Source organism: Streptomyces sp. NPDC033178 (assembly GCF_055577685.1).
In genome coordinates this window covers 44,864-62,448 of the sequence record NZ_JBVIPT010000004.1, presented here as the reverse complement: position 1 = coordinate 62,448, position 17,585 = coordinate 44,864, and the positions used below count along the sequence as shown (strand labels likewise).

The window sequence follows — 17,585 nt, the reverse complement described above, 5'->3', positions numbered from 1 at the left end:
GCAACTATACCCAACCTCGCTCCCGCGCGAGACGCACTGCCGAGTGCCGGTTCTCCACCCCGAGCTTGGAGACGGCCGACGACAGATAGTTCCGTACGGTCCCCTGTGACAGCGCGGCCCGCTCGGCGATCTCCGCGACGGGTGCCCCGTCGCCGGCCAGTTCCAGCACCTCCGCCTCGCGCGCGGTCAGCGGCGAGTCCCCGGAGGAGATCGCGTCGGCGGCCAACTCCGGGTCGACGTAACGGTTTCCGGCATGGACGGTACGGATGATCTCCGCGAGCCGCTGTGCGCTGACGGTCTTCGGGACGAACCCGCGCACACCCGCCGCAAGCGCCCGCTTCAGATGCCCCGGCCGCCCGTGACTGGTCACGATCAGCACCCGGCACGCGGGCAGTTCGACCCGCAGCGATGTGGCCACCCTCACACCGTCCGCCCCGGGCATCTGGAGATCCAGTACCGCCACGTCGGGTTCGTGGGCCCTGGCCATCGCCAGCGCCTCGGGCCCACTGGCCGCCTCCGCCACCACGAGCAGGTCCTCCTCAAGCCCGAGCAGCGCGGCGAGCGCCCCCCGGATGAGGTGCTCGTCGTCGGCGAGCAGCAGCCGGATGGGTCGTACGGGCGTCATGGGGCGACCTCTTCGTTCACGGGACGCGGGGCGGGAGACGGGGAGGAGGACGGCGGGGGTGACGTGGACGGCGACGACGTGGGTGATGAGGAGGTGGTCTTCGGAGGCAGCGGAACCTCGGCCACCACCCGGAACCGGTCACCGTCGACCGGCCCCGCCTCCAGCGTCCCGTCCACCGCCGACAACCGCTCCCGCAGCCCGGCGAGGCCGGACCCCTTGCTGGTGGGCGTACTCGGCACCCTGTCGCTCTCCACCCCGTCGTTCTCCACGGTCAGGATCACGCGGGCCCCCACCACCCCCAGTGCCACCCGGCAGCGCTCCGCGTCCCCGTGCCGCAGCACGTTCGTGGTCGCCTCCCGTACGACCCAGCCGAGCGCCGACTGGACCGCCGAGGGCAGCTCCGATGCCGATCCGGTCACCGTGCACTCGACCCCGGCAGCGGTCAGCACGCCCTGCGCGCCCAGGAGTTCGACGCCGAGGTCGACCTCGCGGTAGCCGCGTACGACCTCGCGGACCTCCTTCTGGGACTCGCGGGCGATCCGCTGCACCTCGATCATCTGCTCCACGGCCTCGGGCCGTTCGCGCCGGGCGAGCTGGACGGCCAGCTCGCTCTTCAGGGCGATCACCGCGAGGTTGCGGCCCATCACGTCGTGCAGGTCGCGCCCGAAGCGCAGCCGTTCCTCGGCGACGGCGAGGCGGGTGCGGGTCTCGCGGGCCGCATCGAGTTCGAGCACGGCGTTCAGCAGCCACACCGAGAAGGTGGAGGTGAGGCAGAGGACCCCGCCGATGAGCAGCACCGCGAGCGCGGTGGCGGCCGCGGTGGCCGCGGGCCGTCCGATCAGGAACGCCGCGACCCAGGTACCCGCGGCGAATCCGCTCAGCAGTGCCAGTACGCGCCGTCGACGCATTCCGAGCGCCATCATGCCGATCCCGAAGGGCACCACCACGACGAAGAACGTGCCCGCCGCGGTGTCCATGTCCTCGCCGGCCGGCCCGTGCTCGGAGACGGCGAGCGCGCCGATCCCGAGCAGCGCGGTGAGGACACCGAGCGCCGCGATCAGTCGTACGGGCTGCTCACGGCGGCCGCACGTCCAGTCGAGCGCCCGTGACGAGGTCACCGACACCAGCAGGGCGTGCACGGTCAGCGGCGGGAACATCCAGAGGGCGAGTGGCACCCCCACCTGCGCGAAGGCCGGCAGCCCGACAGAGCTCACCTCGATCAGCGCGAAGCTGTGGAAGGACCAACGGGTGTACGTCTCGACCTTCGCCGGCGTGCTCTGAGCCCGCCACCAGGCCCCCGGCCCGCGCATACCCGCCTCCGTCTTTCGTCGTCGTTCCCGGCCGTCTCAGTGTCGCGGTTCCCAGCGGAACCACCGCCGTACAGCAAACACCGACAGCACGAGCCAGGCCACCGCTGTGGCGATGGCGCCCAGGGCGTCGTACGCGCCGAGGTCTCCGGTCCAGCCGCCGCGGATGAGGGTGATCACCGGGGACAGCGGCAGCAGTTCACAGACGGCGGCGAGCCGGTCGGGCATGAGCTCGAACGGAATGAAGGTGCCGGAACCCATCATGGACACGAGCAGCAACGGCATCGCCGCGACCTGGGCGCCCTCCAGGCTCCTGCTGAAGCTCGCGACGACCGCAGCGATGGCGGGCCACATGACGAGTCCCAACAGCAGACCCAGGACGGCGAGGTGCGGTGCCTCGGGTGCTCCCACGTCGAGGAGTGCCGCGCACGCGACCGTCAGGACCACGCACTGCACGAGGCCGATCAGGACCGACGGCAGCGCGGCACCCGCCAGGATCTCCACGTCCCGCAGCTCGCCGGTGCGCAGCCGCTTGAGCACCAGCTCCTCACGCCGGGCGGCGTAGACGCTCACCAGCGCGCTGTAGACGGCGAAGAGCAGGGAGAAGCCGACGGCGGAGGGCAGGATGACCGAGCCGACCGAGAGCCCCGCCTCCGCCAGGTCCATGTCCTCGACCGCCCCGCGAAGGCTGAAGGGCATGATCAGCGGCACGAACAGGGCCGCGAAGAACGTGGCCTTGCTGCGTCCGAGCAGCGTCAGTTCGGCTCGCGCGAGGGCCGTCATCCGCCGTGCGGCGGTCGCGGTCGGACCGGCCTGTGCGGTGTTGGTCACAGTCTCCGCGCTCATGCCACACGCTCCTTCTCCGCCGTCATCTCCGACGTCTGCGACACCTCACGGGCTATCCGCAGGAACGCCTCCTCCAGCGACCCCGACCGGACATCGAGCCCCCGCAGCTCGACACCTGCCCGCTGGGCCCACACGAGGAGCTCGGTGGCGGCCCGCTGCAGCTCCAGCGTCCGCAGCCGGATCGTCCGGCCCTCCATCTCGTGGCCGGTGATCCCGAGCGAGGCGAGCGGCGGCAGATCGCCGGGGAAGTAGCCGGCGGGCAGCTCGAAGGAGATCCGGGACGGCTGGGAGGCGGTCACCTCGGCCGGAGTGCCGGTGACGGCGATGCGCCCGGCGTGCAGGATCGCGAGCCGGTCGGCGAGCCCTTCCGCCTCCTCCAGGTAGTGCGTGGTCAGCACCACGGTGGTGCCCGACTCGCGCAGCTCGCGCACCAACTCCCAGGTCTCCTGGCGTCCTTCGGCGTCGAGTCCGGTCGTCGGCTCGTCCAGGAAGAGCACCTCGGGCCGCCCGAGGATCGCGCACGCCAGGTCGAGCCGCCGCTTCTCGCCCCCGGACAGCTGCTTCACGCGCACGGCGGCCCGGCGGGACAGGCCGACCATCGCCAGCGCCTCGCGCTCCGGCCGGGCCCCGCTCGTGCAGCCCGCCCACATCCGTACGGTCTCCGCGACGGTCAGCTCGGACGAGAAGCCGCCTTCCTGGAGCATGACGCCGATGTGCGGGCGCACCTTGGCGCGTTCGGTGTACGGATCACGGCCGAGGACGCGCACCTGGCCGCCGGACGGCGGTGCGAGCCCTTCGAGGAGTTCGACGGTGGAGGTCTTGCCCGCGCCGTTGGTCCCGAGGAGCGCGAACAGCTCCCCGCGGCCGACGGAGAAGGACACCCCCCGGACCGCCTCGAACTCTCCCCCGTACACACGTCGTAGATCCGTGACCTCGATCACGTGCTCGTTCGTGTTCATGAGACCAGCCTCCCCGCCGCCGACGGGCGGGAGCAGTGCGCGCTGTCATCGCTGGACATGACAAATGTCAGAGGGACGGCCCGGAAGTCAGAGGGACGGCCCGGAAGCCAGGGAGACGGTCCGGGCACACGAGAAAGGCCCCGATCGTGATGACCGGGGCCTTACTTACTGGAGCGGACGACCAGGTTCGAACTGGCGACCTCAACCTTGGCAAGGTTGCGCTCTACCAACTGAGCTACGTCCGCATTTGCCTCCGACCGGCTCTCACCGATCGGCGCAGGCACCAGCCTACCTGATCGAAAACGCCGACCAGACCGGCAGTGCAGAGCGGGTGACAGGAATTGCACACTGCGCCTTCCCCCTGGAAGGGGGATGTTCTACTACTGAACTACACCCGCGTGACCCCGGGACCTGGCCTTTCGGCCTTGCCCCTCGGCGTGCTCCAGACTCTAGCTGATCAGCAGGGGTACTACGCAAGTCGGCTGCTCCCAGGGCCGGATGAAGGCTTCCGGGGGCCCCGGGCCCCGTCAGGGGCGCGGGGCCGTACCGATGTCCGGCTCCGCCGCGTGGGTGCCGTCGGCCCGATGGAACCCCCACCCGACAGCCGACCCGCGGAAGCCCCGCCTCCCCCGGAGGGTCACTGCGCGGCGCTGAACGCCTCATAGACCCGCTTGGGGATCCGCCCCCGAGCCGGCACCTCCATCTTGTGGGACTGGGCCCACGCCCGAACGGCCGCCGGATCGGGCGCGACGGCGGTCTGCCGGTACGCCTTGCCGGACCGGGACCGCTTGCGCCCGGCCTCCAGGTACGGCTCCAACGCCTTACGCAGTTTCTTGGCATTGGCTTGATTCAGGTCGATCTCGTACGACTTGCCGTCCAGACCGAAGGCGATCGTTTCCGCCGCTTCCGAGCCGTCGATGTCGTCGAAGAGAGTGACTACGACACGCTGCGCCACGAATATCGGTCCCTTCGTGCGGCACCTCTCCAGCGACACGTGATGACGTGCGGAGATGCCGACTGTCCGGCTGTTTTTATGGGCGATTGGGCAAAGTATCGGCTATTGCCAATTCCTTTGTACAGTGCCCGGCAATCCAATGTGAAGCTCGACTAAATCTCTTGGCGTGTCTCAAGGCAATAGGAGACCGGGTCCTGATCCGGATCTTTCCCAGGATTTTTCGTGAAGGTAGCCCCTTCATCCCCGGTCGATAGCGTCTCGATGCGGAATCGTGATGGCCATCACGTAGATTCCTACGAATCTACCCGCGTAGAAATTTTGTACGGGTAGTCTGAACGAACCTGCTCAGCACCACACACCGGGAGTGCCAGTGGCACGCGTCGTAGTCGACGTCATGCTCAAGCCGGAGATCCTCGACCCCCAGGGCCAGGCGGTGCAGCGTGCACTGCCGCGCCTCGGTTTCGAAGGTATCGCCGACGTACGTCAGGGAAAGCGATTCGAACTGGAAGTGGACGGACCGGTGGACGAAGCCGCCCTCGCCCGCATCCATGAACTTGCGGAATCCTTCCTCGCCAACACCGTGATCGAGGACTTCACCGTCAAGGTCGAGGAAGTCGCGGAGGCAGGAAAGTGACCGCTCGTATTGGCGTCGTCACTTTCCCGGGAAGCCTCGACGACCGGGACACCCAGCGCGCGATCAAGCTCGCCGGTGCCGAACCCGTCGCTCTCTGGCACAAGGACAAGGACCTCAAGCAGGTCGACGCCGTGGTGCTGCCCGGCGGTTTCTCGTACGGCGACTATCTGCGCGCAGGAGCGATCTCGCGCTTCTCGCCGGTGATGGAGACCGTGATTGAGCAGGCGAAGTCGGGAATGCCGGTGCTCGGCATCTGCAACGGCTTCCAGATCCTCACCGAGGCCCATCTCCTCCCGGGCGGGATGCTCGGCAACGACCACCTGCACTTCATCTGCCGTGACCAGAAGTTGCGGGTGGAGAACGCGGAGACGTCCTGGACCGCCGACTACGAGTCCGGCCAGGAGATCCACATCCCGCTGAAGAACATGGACGGGCGGTACGTCGCCGACGAGCACACGCTCGACATGCTGGAGGCGGAGGGGCGGGTCGCCTTCCGGTACGTGGACTTCAACCCGAACGGCTCGCTTCGGGACATCGCCGGCATCACGAACGAGGCTGGCAACGTCGTGGGCCTCATGCCGCACCCCGAGCACGCCGTCGAGCCCCTCATCGGGTCCGGCCGCACCGACGGCCTCCCCTTCTTCACCTCGATCCTCAAGAAGCTGGTCAACGCATGAGCCGGACGCCTCTGGACACGGTCGAGCACGCGGCCGAGACCCCCGACGTCGAGCTGCCCTGGGCCGAACTGGGCCTGAAGAAGGACGAGTACGAGCGGGTCGTGGAGATCCTCGGCCGCCGGCCCACCGGTGCCGAGCTCGCCATGTACTCCGTCATGTGGTCCGAGCACTGCTCGTACAAGTCCTCCAAGGTGCACCTGCGCCAGTTCGGCGAGAAGGCCCCCCAGTCGGACGCCCTCCTCGTCGGCATCGGCGAGAACGCGGGCGTCGTCGACGTCGGCCAGGGCTACGCGGTCACCTTCAAGGTCGAGTCGCACAACCACCCGTCGTACGTCGAGCCCTACCAGGGCGCGGCCACCGGCGTCGGCGGCATCGTGCGCGACATCATCGCGATGGGCGCCCGCCCGGTCGCGGTCGTCGACCCGCTGCGGTTCGGCGCGGCCGACCACCCCGACACCAAGCGCGTACTCCCGGGTGTCGTCGCCGGCATCGGCGGCTACGGCAACTGTCTGGGCCTGCCGAACATCGGCGGCGAGGTCGTCTTCGACGCCTGCTACCAGGGGAACCCGCTGGTCAACGCCGGTGCCATCGGCGTCATGCGGCACGAGGACATCCACCTCGCGAAGGCGTCCGGCTCCGGCAACAAGGTCATCCTGTACGGGGCCAGGACCGGCGGCGACGGCATCGGCGGCGCCTCGATCCTCGCCTCCGAGACCTTCGACGACGCCAAGCCGTCCAAGCGTCCCGCGGTCCAGGTCGGCGACCCCTTCCAGGAGAAGCTCCTCATCGAGTGCACCCTGGAGGCCTTCGCCGAGAAGTTGGTCGTCGGCATCCAGGACCTCGGCGCGGCCGGACTGTCCTGCGCCACCAGCGAGTTGGCGTCCAACGGCTCCGGCGGCATGCGCGTGACGCTGGACGACGTACCCCTGCGCGACTCGACTCTGTCTCCCGAGGAAATCCTCATGAGCGAGTCGCAGGAGCGCATGTGCGCGGTCGTCGAGCCGGAGAAGGTCGCCCGGTTCCTGGAGATCTGCGACAAGTGGGACGTCATCGCCACGGTGATCGGTGAGGTCACCGACGGCGACCGTCTCGAAATCTTCTGGCACGGCGGCAAGATCGTCGACGTCGACCCCCGCACGGTCGCGCACGACGGTCCGGTCTACGAGCGTCCGTACGCCCGCCCGGAGTGGCAGGACGCCCTTCAGGCGGACGACGCCAACAAGCTGGCCAGGCCCGCCACTTCGGAGGAGCTGAAGGACCAGGTCCTCCAGCTGGTCTCCTCCCCGAACCAGGCCTCCAAGTCCTGGATCACCAGCCAGTACGACCACTTCGTGCAGGGCAACACCGTGCTGGCCCAGCCCGAGGACTCGGGCATGATCCGCATCGACGAGGAGTCCGGCCTCGGCGTCGCGATCGCCACGGACGGCAACGGCCGGTACACCAAGCTGGACCCGTACCACGGCGCCCAGTTGGCCCTGGCCGAGGCGTACCGGAACGTGGCGACGACCGGTGCCAAGCCGCTCGCCGTCTCCGACTGCCTGAACTTCGGCTCGCCCGAGGACCCGGCCGTCATGTGGCAGTTCGCGGAGGCCATCCGCGGACTGGCCGACGCCTGCCGGCAGTTGGGCACCCCGGTGACCGGCGGCAACGTCTCGCTCTACAACCAGACGGGCGAGGTGGCGATCCACCCGACGCCGGTCGTGGCCGTGCTGGGTGTCATCGACGATGTCGCCCGCCGCACGCCGGTCGCCTTCAAGGAGGAGGGGCAGCTGCTCTACCTCCTCGGCGACACCCGCGAGGAGTTCGGCGGTTCGGCCTGGTCGCAGGTCGTCCACGACCACCTCGGCGGTCTGCCCCCGCAGGTCGACCTGGAGCGTGAGCGGCTGCTCGCCGAGATCCTGATCTCCGCATCCCGCGACGGCATGATCGACGCGGCGCACGACCTCTCCGACGGCGGTCTGATCCAGGCCGTGGTCGAGTCGGCGCTGCAGGGCGGCAAGGGCGCCCGTCTCGTCGTACCGGACGGGCTCGACGCGTTCACCTTCCTCTTCTCAGAGTCCGCGGGCCGCGCGGTCGTCGCGATCCCGCGCTCCGAGGAGCTCCGCTTCAACGACATGTGCGGGGCGCGCGGCCTGCCCGTCACCCGCATCGGTGTCGTGGACGGCGACGAGGTCGAGGTCCAGGGCGAGTTCACCCTCTCCCTGGCCGAGCTGCGCACGGCCCACGAGGGGACGATCCCGGCGCTGCTCGCGTAGACGCTCCGCTGGGGGCGGGTACTTCGTCTGCCGGTTTGCCGTGGCTGGTCGCGCAGTTCCCCGCGCCCCTATCGGGGCGCTGTGGTTGGCGCGTCCAGAAGGCCTCGTCCGGAATCCGGGCGGGGCCTTCGGCATGCCCGAGCGCACACCACGACCCATTGACCACTTCTACGTAATTACGTAATCTCGCATCATGGATCTGGAGCAGCGCGTCGCGGAACTGGAGCGGCGTCTCGACGCCCTGGAGAGCAGTGAGCCCGCTCAGCGTGCGGGTGACGGCGACTTCTGGGCTCTCGAAGGGCTCAAGGCGCAGCTGGCCGATGTCGAGGGCGGCGGTGTGCTGTTCACGGGTTCGGTGCGGCTGCCGACCGAGGAGCGGTACGAGTGGCAGTACGGCATGACCACCGACCAGCTGCTCGACGCCGACTGGAGCGAGACGGCCGACGCGTTCGCCGCGCTCGGGCACCCCATGCGGCTGCGGCTGCTGCGCGAGATCGTCGGCGGCCGGCGCACGGCCACCGAACTGGCCGGGCTCGACGACGTGGGTACGAGCGGCCAGATCTACCACCACCTGCGGCAGTTGACCGCCGCGGGCTGGCTGCGACAGGCGGGGCGTGGCCGCTACGAGATCCCGGGAAGCCGTGTGGTCCCGCTTCTCGTCGCGCTGACCACGGCTCAGCCGGTCTAGGCCTCGACGACTTCCGGCTCCGGCCCACTGGCCGGCTTCGGCCCACTGGGGGAACCATGTCCATCCGCAAGACCGCGATGATTCTGTTCCGGATACTTCAACTGGCCTTCCTGGCCATGGTCCTGGGGGAGCTCCTCGTCCCCGGCTACCCGATCGGCTGGACGTGGGCGTTCCTGCCGCTGCTGCTGTCCGTCGTCATCGGGCTGGCCGTGAGCCGCAGCGGGCCCGGGCGCGAGGCCGCGGACCGCCCGCCGGTCGAGGTGGACCCGCCGGTCAGGGGCCGCTGGTCCGCGATGAACAGCCCGGCCACGAAGGTGCCGAGCCACGGCACGCACGCGTACGGGCAGACGTACGCGATCGACATCGTGGCCGAGCCGATCGAGTCCGGGAAGAGCCGACCCGCCTTCGCCAAGCTCTGGCCGGTCGTCCGCCGCAGCAGTGCCTTTCCCGCGTACGACGAGCCACTGTTCGCCGTGGCCGACGCCACCGTCGTGCACGCGAGCGACTGGATGCGCGACCATCTCAGCCGCAACTCCATCCCCGCGCTCGCCTACTTGATGCTGATCGAAGGCGCGGTCCGGGAGATCAGCGGTGCGCGCTGGATCGTCGGCAACCACGTCGTGCTCGACCTCGGCGACGGGGTGTACGCGATGTACGCCCACGTGCGGCGGGGCTCACTCAAGATCAAGCCGGGCGACCGTGTACGCGCGGGCCAGCAGATCGCCCGCTGCGGCAACTCCGGCAACTCCACCGAGCCCCACGTGCACTTCCAGCTGATGGACGGCCCGGACCTCGACGCGGCCCAAGGAATCCCCTTCACCTGGAGCGGAATCGGAGTCCCGGCCAACAAGGAATCGTTCACAGCGGCGCCGCAAAGGGGCGCGGGGAACGGCGCGACCAGCCACGACGAACCCGCAGGCGAAGTACCCCCCTCCAAGCGGAGCGCATAGGCTCGCCGCCATGCCACCGGCCAAGAAGCGCACCCGTACCTACGACCCGGCGAAGACCCGCGCGGCGGTCCTCGCCCAGTTCGGAAACGTACGGGAGGCGGTGCGCGGCCTGACCCCCGAGCAGCTGGCCGGGCCGACGAGGCTCGGCGACTGGACCGTACGGGAGCTGGCCGCGCACATCACGATGGCCGCCGAGACCGTCAGCCGGAACCTGGAGAGGGACGAACCGGCGAAGGCGGAACTGACCCTGCTGGAGTGGCCGTTCGCGACCGGCGCCAGGGCGGACGACATCGCCGAGGGCACCCGCGAGCTGGCCCGGGCGAACCCGGACCTCGACGCGCTCTATGCCCACACGGAGCAGCGCCTCGCCGAGCACCTGGCGGCGGCCCCCGGCGCTCGCCTGCTCGCCGCCCGCACGGGCTCCATGACCCTCGCCGACTACCTCGTCACCCGCACGGTGGAGCTGGTCGTCCACACCGACGACCTCAACGCGGCCGTCCCGGGCCTCGACGTCCCGTACGACCGCCAGGCCCTCGCCGCCTGCACCCGCCTCCTTGCCGACGCGCTCGCCGCGAAGGCCCCCGGCGCCTCCACCGAGGTGCGCGTACCGCCGTACGCGGTCGTGCAGTGCGTGGAGGGCCCGCGCCACACGCGCGGCACCCCGCCGAACGTCGTCGAGACCGACCCGCTGACGTGGATCCGGCTCGCGACCGGGCGCCTGGAGTGGAAGGCGGCCCTCGACGAAGCGAAGGTCAGCGCGAGCGGGGAACGCGCCGACCTGGGCGGACTGCTTCCCCTTATGCGCTGACGGCGGCGTCGGCCCCGGCGTCCGCCCACGGGGCGGGCGTTGCGCGGCCGTTACCCGGTGAGGGAACCAAGCACCCCACCCGCCCCGTCAAAGCGGCATGCACACGCAGCGTCTCAACCTCAGCGTCCTCAGCCCGCGGGTCGGCCTCAGCGCCCTGGCCGTCACCGGGCTCCTCGCCACCGCCGCCTGCGGAACAGAAAGCGGCAGTGATGATTCCGGTTCCGGTTCCGTCGGCACACGCCAGGCCACCGGGATCACCGGCAAGCAGTGGAACGTCGAGAGCGTGACGGCCGACGGCAAGACGCAGGACGCCCCGGCCGGCGCCCACATCGAGTTCGGCAAGGACGGCAAGGTGGGCGGCAACTACGGCTGCAACCACTTCGGGGCCACCGCCGAGATCGAGGGCGACACGATCACGATCGGCGACGACACCTTCAAGACCGAGATGGCCTGCACCGCCGACGGGACGATGGGCTTCGAGTCCCGGCTCGGCGGCATCATCTCCGGCAGCACGCTCAAGGCCGAGGTCAACGACGACAAGCTGACGCTCACCACGGAGAACGGGTACACCGTGAACCTCACCGCCGACAAGCCCGCCGAGCTCTACGGCACCAAGTGGAACGTCACCACGATGACGAAGGGTGCGGCAGGGGGCGAATCGGGAGTGGCCCTGGCCTCCGAGGCCGAGGGCAAGGTCCACCTCACCTTCGACAAGGACGGCACCGTCCGCGGTCAGCTCGGCTGCAACAAGGTGACCGCGAAGGCGACGGTCGGCGACGGCACTATCACTCTGGGCGCGCCCGGCACCACCCGGAAGATGTGCTCCGCCTCACTCATGGACACCGAGAAGACCCTCCTGAAGCTCTTCGGCGGCACCGTGAAATACCAGCTGAAGGGCAGCACGCTCACGCTGACCAGCGAAAACGGCCCGGGCGTCGAAGCGGTCGCCGCGAAGTGATCCATTAGGGCTCCTGGATCCCCAATTCGGACCAGTGGTCGATCTCGCCTACACTCGGTTGTGTGCCACGTGGTGACGGTCGACTCAGTCATGATCTGCTCCCCGGCGAGAAAGGACCCCAGGACGCTTGTGGCGTCTTCGGAGTCTGGGCTCCCGGTGAAGAGGTCGCCAAGCTCACTTACTTCGGGCTCTACGCCCTCCAGCATCGAGGCCAGGAATCCGCGGGAATCGCGGTCAGCAACGGCTCCCAGATCCTTGTCTTCAAGGACATGGGGCTCGTGTCCCAGGTCTTCGACGAGGCGTCCCTCGGTTCGCTCCTAGGTCATATCGCGGTCGGTCACGCCCGCTACTCGACCACCGGTGCGTCCACCTGGGAGAACGCCCAGCCCACCTTCCGTGCCACCGCGCACGGCTCCATCGCGCTCGGCCACAACGGCAACCTGGTCAACACGGCCGAGCTCGCCGGGATGGTCGCCGACCTGCCCAAGCAGGAGGGCCGCACCCCGCGTGTGGCGGCGACCAACGACACGGACCTGCTCACGGCCCTGCTGGCCGCCCAGGTCGACGACGACGGCAAGCCGCTGACCATCGAAGAGGCCTCCGGAAAGGTCCTCCCGCAGGTCAAGGGCGCCTTCTCGCTCGTCTTCATGGACGAGCACACGCTGTACGCGGCCCGCGACCCGCAGGGCATCCGCCCGCTGGTCCTCGGCCGTCTGGAGCGCGGCTGGGTCGTCGCCTCCGAGTCCGCCGCCCTCGACATCTGCGGCGCCGCCTATGTCCGCGAGATCGAGCCGGGCGAGTTCGTCGCCATCGACGAGAACGGCCTGCGGACCTCCCGATTCGCGGAAGCGAAGCCCAAGGGCTGTGTCTTCGAGTACGTGTATCTGGCCCGTCCGGACACGGACATCGCCGGCCGGAACGTGTATCTCTCCCGTGTCGAGATGGGCCGCCGCCTCGCCAAGGAAGCCCCCGCAGAGGCCGATCTGGTCATAGCGACACCGGAGTCGGGCACGCCCGCCGCGATCGGTTACGCGGAGGCCTCCGGCATCCCGTTCGGTGCCGGTCTCGTGAAGAACGCGTACGTGGGACGTACCTTCATCCAGCCTTCCCAGACCATCCGCCAGCTGGGCATCCGGCTGAAGCTGAATCCGCTCAAGGAAGTCATCAAGGGCAAGCGCCTGGTCGTCGTCGACGACTCGATCGTGCGCGGCAACACACAGCGCGCGCTGGTCCGCATGCTCCGCGAGGCGGGCGCGGCGGAGGTCCACATCCGGATCTCCTCGCCCCCCGTGAAGTGGCCCTGCTTCTTCGGCATAGATTTCGCCACCCGCGCCGAGCTGATCGCCAACGGCATGACGATCGAGGAGATCGGCACCTCGCTGGGCGCCGACTCCCTCTCGTACATCTCCATCGACGGCATGATCGAGGCCACGACCATCGACAAGCCGAACCTCTGCCGTGCCTGCTTCGACGGCGAGTACCCGATGGCGCTCCCGGACCCCGAGCTGCTCGGCAAGCAGCTCCTGGAGACCGAGCTGGCCGCCGGGCCCGCCGCCACGGCCGCGGCCGACGCGATCCGTCGCCCGTAGACAGCCCGTAATACCTGCTCATCTGCAGTACGACACGAAAGTTCTCACCGTCATGTCTGAGACAACTGGTGCCAGCTACGCAGCTGCGGGCGTCGACATCGAAGCGGGCGACCGCGCCGTCGAACTGATGAAGGAGTGGGTGAAGAAGACGCAGCGCCCCGAGGTCCTCGGCGGCCTCGGCGGCTTCGCCGGCCTCTTCGACGCCTCCGCCCTCAAGCGGTACGAGCGCCCGCTGCTCGCCTCCGCCACGGACGGCGTGGGCACGAAGGTCGACCTCGCTCGTCAGCTCGGCGTGTACGACACCATCGGCCACGACCTGGTCGCGATGGTCATGGACGACATCGTGGTGTGCGGCGCCGAGCCGCTCTTCATGACCGACTACATCTGCGTCGGCAAGGTCCACCCGGAGCGCGTGGCGGCCATCGTGAAGGGCATCGCCGAGGGCTGTGTCCTCGCGGGCTGCGCCCTGGTGGGCGGCGAGACGGCCGAGCACCCCGGGCTCCTCGGCCCGGACGACTTCGACGTCGCGGGCGCCGGTACGGGCGTTGTGGAGGCCGACCGGCTGCTCGGCGCGGATCGCATCCGTACGGGTGACGCCGTGATCGCCATGGCGGCCTCAGGCCTTCACTCGAACGGGTACTCACTCGTCCGGCACGTCCTCTTCGACCGCGCGAAGCTGAAGCTCGACCAGCACGTCGCGGAGTTCGGCCGCACGCTCGGCGAGGAGCTCCTGGAGCCCACCAAGATCTACTCGCTGGACTGCCTGGCGCTGACCCGCACGACCGACGTACACGCCTTCTCACACATCACGGGCGGCGGTCTCGCGGCCAACCTGGCCCGCGTGATCCCGGTCGGCCTCCACGCCATCGTCGACCGCGCCACCTGGACCCCGGCCCCCGTCTTCGACCTCGTGGGCACCACCGGCCAGGTCGACCGCCTGGAACTGGAAAAGACCCTCAACATGGGCGTCGGCATGATCGCGATCGTCCCGGAGGAGTCCACGGATGTGGCCCTCGCCACACTGGCGGACCGCGGCGTGGAAGCCTGGGTGGCAGGCGAGATCACGGACCGGGGCGACCACGAGACGGGCGCGGCCCTGATCAACGACTACGCGCCCCGCTAGGCGCGCGGGGCTGTGCCGATATACAGCTCCGCCGAGTGGGCGCGACCGGCCACAGCGAACCCGCAGGTTCACAACCGGCCGCAGTTTCCTGGCACCCCGCGGAGCGAACACGCGCAAAACCCGGTCCGGCGAATCCTGCACCCGGACCGGGTGAAGCGCAGCTAGAAAGACAAGCTCAGCTGGAGCGTCAAGCGCCGCGGCGTTGAGACGTGGGACCGGACTCGTCGTCCTCGTCCTCGTCATCGTTGTAGAGATCCGCGTACTGGGCGTACGGGTCGTCTTCCTCGTCGTCGTCCTCGAACGGCTCGCCATTCGGCGGCTGTTGCGAAGTCGAAGCGCCCAGCTCATTGGCCAGACGCGAGAGGTCAGTCCCGCCGCTGCTGTACTTCAGCTGGCGGGCGACCTTCGTCTGCTTGGCCTTTGCCCGGCCGCGCCCCATGGCTCGACCCCCTCGGATACGGGGCTCGACGGCCCCAGAGTCTTGACACGCGTTCATGATCTGGAACGGGCTCTCCGTGGAGAGACCGGTCCGTAGGGCTTCCACGGTACCTGAGCCCACGCCCATACGGTACGTCGCCCGCAGGACGCGCCTGAGCCCAGAACCCTCGGGGTGCCCTGTCCCCGCTGGTCAACCGCGATTTTAACCTCTTCTTGGCGAACGACCCGCCGACGAACGTGAGAGTTCTCTCCAACACCCGCCGACGGGTACCCGCCAGACGCCCCGGAGAGGCCCTTGGGACCTCAGGGACGGCGTGCCTCCGCCATGCGGTGTTCGGCGATCCGGTCGGCCGCGGCGGCCGGCGGAATCCCGTCCTCCTTCGCACGTGCGAATATGGCCAGCGTGGTGTCGAAGATCTTCGAGGCCTTCGCCCTGCACCGCTCGAAGTCGAATCCGTGGAGCTCGTCGGCGACCTGGATGACGCCGCCGGCGTTCACCACGTAGTCCGGCGCGTAGAGGATCCCGCGGTCGGCGAGATCCTTCTCGACGCCGGCGTGCTCCAGCTGGTTGTTGGCCGCACCGCAGACGATCTTCGCGGTGAGCACCGGCACGGAGTTGTCGTTCAGGGCGCCGCCCAGCGCGCAGGGGGCGTAGATGTCCAGTCCCTCGACCCGGATGAGCGCGTCGGTGTCCGCGACGGCCGTCACACCGGACGGGGACGGGTGCCTGTCCAGAATTCGCCGTACGGAGTCCTGTCTGACGTCCGTGATCACGACCTCGGCGCCGTCCTCCAGCAGGTGCTCCACCAGGTGGTGCCCGACCTTGCCCACGCCCGCGACGCCGACCCTGCGGCCGCGCAGCGAGGGGTCGCCCCACAGGTGCTGGGCGGAGGCCCGCATGCCCTGGAAGACACCGAAGGCAGTCAGGACGGACGAGTCGCCCGCGCCGCCGTTCTCGGGGGAGCGCCCGGTCGTCCAGCGGCACTCGCGCGCCACGACGTCCATGTCGGCCACGTACGTACCGACGTCACACGCGGTGACGTAACGGCCACCGAGTGAGGCCACGAAGCGGCCGTACGCGAGGAGCAGCTCCTCGGTCTTGATCCGCTCGGGATCCCCGATGATCACGGCCTTGCCGCCGCCGTGGTCGAGCCCGGCCATGGCGTTCTTGTACGACATCCCGCGAGAGAGGTTCAGCGCGTCGGCGACGGCCTCCTCCTCGCTCGCGTACGGGTAGAAGCGCGTGCCGCCGAGGGCCGGGCCCAGGGCGGTCGAGTGGATGGCGATGACGGCCTTGAGGCCACTGGCTCGGTCCTGGCAGAGCACGACTTGCTCATGGCCGCCCTGATCCGAGTGGAACAGGGTGTGCAGTACATCAGCAGGCGCGCCGGTTACGTCGGTCACGGTGGTGACTCCCAGTTAAGAAGCGGCGGTTGGGACGGCCTCCGTACGGGTGGCGGAGGTCTGTGTGGCATGAGATTAGAGCCTGGACACGACCGCCATCCGCGCAGTGGTCAGGATCACCCTCTCGCGGAGTACGGTCACGGTGGGGCGTGGGACGATTTGCAGTGTTTTCCCGCACTCCTGTGAGCGGGTTTCGCGGGTTTTCCGTCGGGTCGGCGGGGGAGGGAGCAAGCGTGCCCAAGGTGTCCTCGTTGATCGTCCCGTACGCGTCCTATCTGCGCGTGTACGAACCGCTCGCGGCCTTCCCGGAGCCGGAGCGCGGCCACTGGGCCCGCTACGCGCGCCGGCCCGACCGCCCCTCCTACCAGGACGAACTGCGCCGGTCACTGGCCGACTTGCTGCCCACCCCGCCGATCCCGGTGCCGGTGCACGAGAGCGGCGACGCGTTCGTCGCGGACGTGGACGGCGTGCTGTGCGTGTGCCCCTGGCGGACCCGGCTGCGCGGCTGGCAGGCCCTGGGCGACCTGGCCGAGGAGCTGCCCGCACCGGTCCTGGAGGCGGTGCTCCCGGCGGTCGTACGCCATCAGGCGACCCAGGACTACGAGCGCTGGCTGACCCGCAACCCCGACGCCCGGCCCTGGATCCGCACGTCGACCTGGCAGGTCCCGCTGAACTGGTTCGTGCTGGTGTCGGACGAGGAGCGCGAGTACGACAAGGGCACCGGCTCCGGGGACGGTCCCGGGGCGGCGGAGGACCCGCCCGTCCTGCGCTACCGGACGCCGATGGTGCAGGCCCGGCGGCGGGTGGCGCGAGGCCTGCGGACGCTGCGGGACGCCCTCGACGAGGGACCGCTCATCGACGGCCTGGTGGACGTCGGGCGCTGGCTGGAGGAGTTCCACCCGCGCTCGCTGGTGGAGCTCGACTACGGCGGCCTGGTGCACGTCCTGCCCGCCGGGGAGCTCGACGGCGACCATTCGGCGGCCGACGTCGCCGAGGGCATCGAGGCGCTGCGTACGGGCGACGGGGCCGGCGCCGGCGAGGCGTACGGCCGGCTCGTGGAGCGGTGGCGCTCGGTACGGGACCGTCGCTCGGCGAACTGAGGCCGAGGACCCCTGAAGCCGGGACCCTGAAGCGGAGAGTCCGCATACTGGAGGTCCGCATACCGGCGTCGTAGGTTCGCCCGCCGGAGCGGGAGATGACCTGTGGGACTGATGGTCCCTGTGCGTCACGGGTTCTGACAGGACGTAAGTCCCTATCCGGGTCGTACGGGGTAAGCGTGACGGACGGCACTAACGCGGACCTTGCGTCTAACGCCCCTCCTCATGCCAAAATAGGACAAGGAGTCCGGGGAGGGCTCCTTCTGCCCACG

Annotated in this window: 17 protein-coding genes and 2 tRNA genes; 10 read left to right on the top strand and 9 right to left on the bottom strand. The window is 69.5% G+C overall.

Annotated features, from left to right (window positions below; all coding sequences use genetic code 11):
• Positions 1–4 precede the first annotated feature (4 nt).
• From ACZ5VQ_RS10925 to ACZ5VQ_RS10895, 7 genes are all read right to left on the bottom strand, one after another.
• Positions 5–625: a response regulator transcription factor gene (locus ACZ5VQ_RS10925; protein ID WP_200396861.1), complete on the bottom strand. Its 621-nt coding sequence runs from the start codon at positions 623–625 to the stop codon at positions 5–7.
• Positions 622–1,935 carry a sensor histidine kinase gene (locus ACZ5VQ_RS10920; protein WP_469104636.1) on the bottom strand — a complete coding sequence of 438 codons (1,314 nt, stop codon included), beginning with the start codon at positions 1,933–1,935 and terminating at the stop codon, positions 622–624. The genes ACZ5VQ_RS10925 and ACZ5VQ_RS10920 overlap by 4 nt, the downstream gene beginning before the upstream one ends.
• A 36-nt stretch (positions 1,936–1,971) precedes the next feature.
• Complete coding sequence (locus tag ACZ5VQ_RS10915) at positions 1,972–2,778, bottom strand: ABC transporter permease (RefSeq protein WP_469104635.1); 807 nt, start codon at positions 2,776–2,778, stop codon at positions 1,972–1,974.
• Positions 2,775–3,737, bottom strand: a complete 963-nt coding sequence (locus ACZ5VQ_RS10910) for an ABC transporter ATP-binding protein (protein WP_469104634.1) — start codon at positions 3,735–3,737, stop codon at positions 2,775–2,777. The genes ACZ5VQ_RS10915 and ACZ5VQ_RS10910 overlap by 4 nt, the downstream gene beginning before the upstream one ends.
• Positions 3,738–3,906: 169 nt before the next feature.
• Positions 3,907–3,982, bottom strand: a tRNA-Gly gene (locus tag ACZ5VQ_RS10905).
• A gap of 81 nt (positions 3,983–4,063) precedes the next feature.
• Positions 4,064–4,135: transfer RNA gene (locus tag ACZ5VQ_RS10900), tRNA-Gly, on the bottom strand.
• Between the two features lie 239 nt (positions 4,136–4,374).
• Complete coding sequence (locus ACZ5VQ_RS10895) at positions 4,375–4,692, bottom strand: histone-like nucleoid-structuring protein Lsr2 (RefSeq protein ID WP_055613837.1); 318 nt, start codon at positions 4,690–4,692, stop codon at positions 4,375–4,377.
• 370 nt (positions 4,693–5,062) lie between these two features.
• Here ACZ5VQ_RS10895 and purS point away from each other — a divergent pair, with 370 nt between their 5' ends.
• From purS to purM, 9 genes are all read left to right on the top strand, one after another.
• Positions 5,063–5,326 carry a phosphoribosylformylglycinamidine synthase subunit PurS gene (gene purS, locus ACZ5VQ_RS10890; RefSeq protein WP_055613836.1) on the top strand — a complete coding sequence of 88 codons (264 nt, stop codon included), beginning with the start codon at positions 5,063–5,065 and terminating at the stop codon, positions 5,324–5,326.
• Complete coding sequence (gene purQ / locus ACZ5VQ_RS10885) at positions 5,323–6,003, top strand: phosphoribosylformylglycinamidine synthase subunit PurQ (RefSeq protein ID WP_055613835.1); 681 nt, start codon at positions 5,323–5,325, stop codon at positions 6,001–6,003. The genes purS and purQ overlap by 4 nt, the downstream gene beginning before the upstream one ends.
• The gene (gene purL, locus ACZ5VQ_RS10880; protein ID WP_469104633.1) at positions 6,000–8,258 is read left to right on the top strand and encodes a phosphoribosylformylglycinamidine synthase subunit PurL; all 2,259 of its coding nucleotides are present in this window, start codon (positions 6,000–6,002) and stop codon (positions 8,256–8,258) included. The genes purQ and purL overlap by 4 nt, the downstream gene beginning before the upstream one ends.
• Before the next feature lie 193 nt (positions 8,259–8,451).
• Positions 8,452–8,946, top strand: coding sequence for an ArsR/SmtB family transcription factor (locus ACZ5VQ_RS10875; RefSeq protein WP_469104632.1), 495 nt, complete (start codon positions 8,452–8,454; stop codon positions 8,944–8,946).
• 56 nt (positions 8,947–9,002) lie between these two features.
• Complete coding sequence (locus tag ACZ5VQ_RS10870) at positions 9,003–9,896, top strand: M23 family metallopeptidase (protein ID WP_469104631.1); 894 nt, start codon at positions 9,003–9,005, stop codon at positions 9,894–9,896.
• A gap of 10 nt (positions 9,897–9,906) precedes the next feature.
• Entirely contained in the window at positions 9,907–10,704 is a 798-nt protein-coding gene (locus ACZ5VQ_RS10865; RefSeq protein WP_469104630.1) for a maleylpyruvate isomerase family mycothiol-dependent enzyme, read from the top strand.
• Positions 10,705–10,801: 97 nt separating this feature from the next.
• On the top strand, positions 10,802–11,662 hold the full coding sequence (locus ACZ5VQ_RS10860) for an META domain-containing protein (protein WP_469104629.1): 861 nt from the start codon (positions 10,802–10,804) through the stop codon (positions 11,660–11,662).
• A gap of 62 nt (positions 11,663–11,724) precedes the next feature.
• A complete protein-coding gene (gene purF / locus ACZ5VQ_RS10855) occupies positions 11,725–13,251 on the top strand; it encodes an amidophosphoribosyltransferase (RefSeq protein ID WP_362071075.1) in 1,527 nt (508 codons plus the stop codon).
• Between the two features lie 52 nt (positions 13,252–13,303).
• Positions 13,304–14,374: a phosphoribosylformylglycinamidine cyclo-ligase gene (purM, locus tag ACZ5VQ_RS10850; RefSeq protein ID WP_469104628.1), complete on the top strand. Its 1,071-nt coding sequence runs from the start codon at positions 13,304–13,306 to the stop codon at positions 14,372–14,374.
• A gap of 187 nt (positions 14,375–14,561) precedes the next feature.
• On the opposite strand, the gene ACZ5VQ_RS10845 is transcribed toward purM, so the two are convergent.
• Together ACZ5VQ_RS10845 and ACZ5VQ_RS10840 are read right to left on the bottom strand one after the other, a co-directional pair.
• Positions 14,562–14,813, bottom strand: a complete 252-nt coding sequence (locus ACZ5VQ_RS10845; protein ID WP_055613827.1) for a DUF3073 domain-containing protein — start codon at positions 14,811–14,813, stop codon at positions 14,562–14,564.
• A 302-nt stretch (positions 14,814–15,115) separates the two neighbouring features.
• The gene (locus ACZ5VQ_RS10840; RefSeq protein ID WP_469104627.1) at positions 15,116–16,216 is read right to left on the bottom strand and encodes a Leu/Phe/Val dehydrogenase; all 1,101 of its coding nucleotides are present in this window, start codon (positions 16,214–16,216) and stop codon (positions 15,116–15,118) included.
• A gap of 233 nt (positions 16,217–16,449) precedes the next feature.
• On the opposite strand from ACZ5VQ_RS10840, the gene ACZ5VQ_RS10835 reads away from it, so the two are divergent.
• Positions 16,450–17,316, top strand: coding sequence for a DUF8083 family protein (locus ACZ5VQ_RS10835; protein ID WP_469104626.1), 867 nt, complete (start codon positions 16,450–16,452; stop codon positions 17,314–17,316).
• Positions 17,317–17,585 lie beyond the last annotated feature (269 nt).

Coding starts and splice junctions, on each gene's coding strand:
- purL (WP_469104633.1), top strand. CDS start 6,000: ATGAGCCGGACGCCTCTGGACACGGTCGAGCACGCGGCCGAGACCCCC.
- ACZ5VQ_RS10920 (WP_469104636.1), bottom strand. CDS start 1,935: ATGCGCGGGCCGGGGGCCTGGTGGCGGGCTCAGAGCACGCCGGCGAAG.
- ACZ5VQ_RS10925 (WP_200396861.1), bottom strand. CDS start 625: ATGACGCCCGTACGACCCATCCGGCTGCTGCTCGCCGACGACGAGCAC.
- ACZ5VQ_RS10860 (WP_469104629.1), top strand. CDS start 10,802: ATGCACACGCAGCGTCTCAACCTCAGCGTCCTCAGCCCGCGGGTCGGC.
- ACZ5VQ_RS10870 (WP_469104631.1), top strand. CDS start 9,003: ATGTCCATCCGCAAGACCGCGATGATTCTGTTCCGGATACTTCAACTG.
- ACZ5VQ_RS10915 (WP_469104635.1), bottom strand. CDS start 2,778: ATGAGCGCGGAGACTGTGACCAACACCGCACAGGCCGGTCCGACCGCG.
- ACZ5VQ_RS10865 (WP_469104630.1), top strand. CDS start 9,907: ATGCCACCGGCCAAGAAGCGCACCCGTACCTACGACCCGGCGAAGACC.
- ACZ5VQ_RS10910 (WP_469104634.1), bottom strand. CDS start 3,737: ATGAACACGAACGAGCACGTGATCGAGGTCACGGATCTACGACGTGTG.
- purM (WP_469104628.1), top strand. CDS start 13,304: ATGTCTGAGACAACTGGTGCCAGCTACGCAGCTGCGGGCGTCGACATC.
- ACZ5VQ_RS10845 (WP_055613827.1), bottom strand. CDS start 14,813: ATGGGGCGCGGCCGGGCAAAGGCCAAGCAGACGAAGGTCGCCCGCCAG.
- ACZ5VQ_RS10875 (WP_469104632.1), top strand. CDS start 8,452: ATGGATCTGGAGCAGCGCGTCGCGGAACTGGAGCGGCGTCTCGACGCC.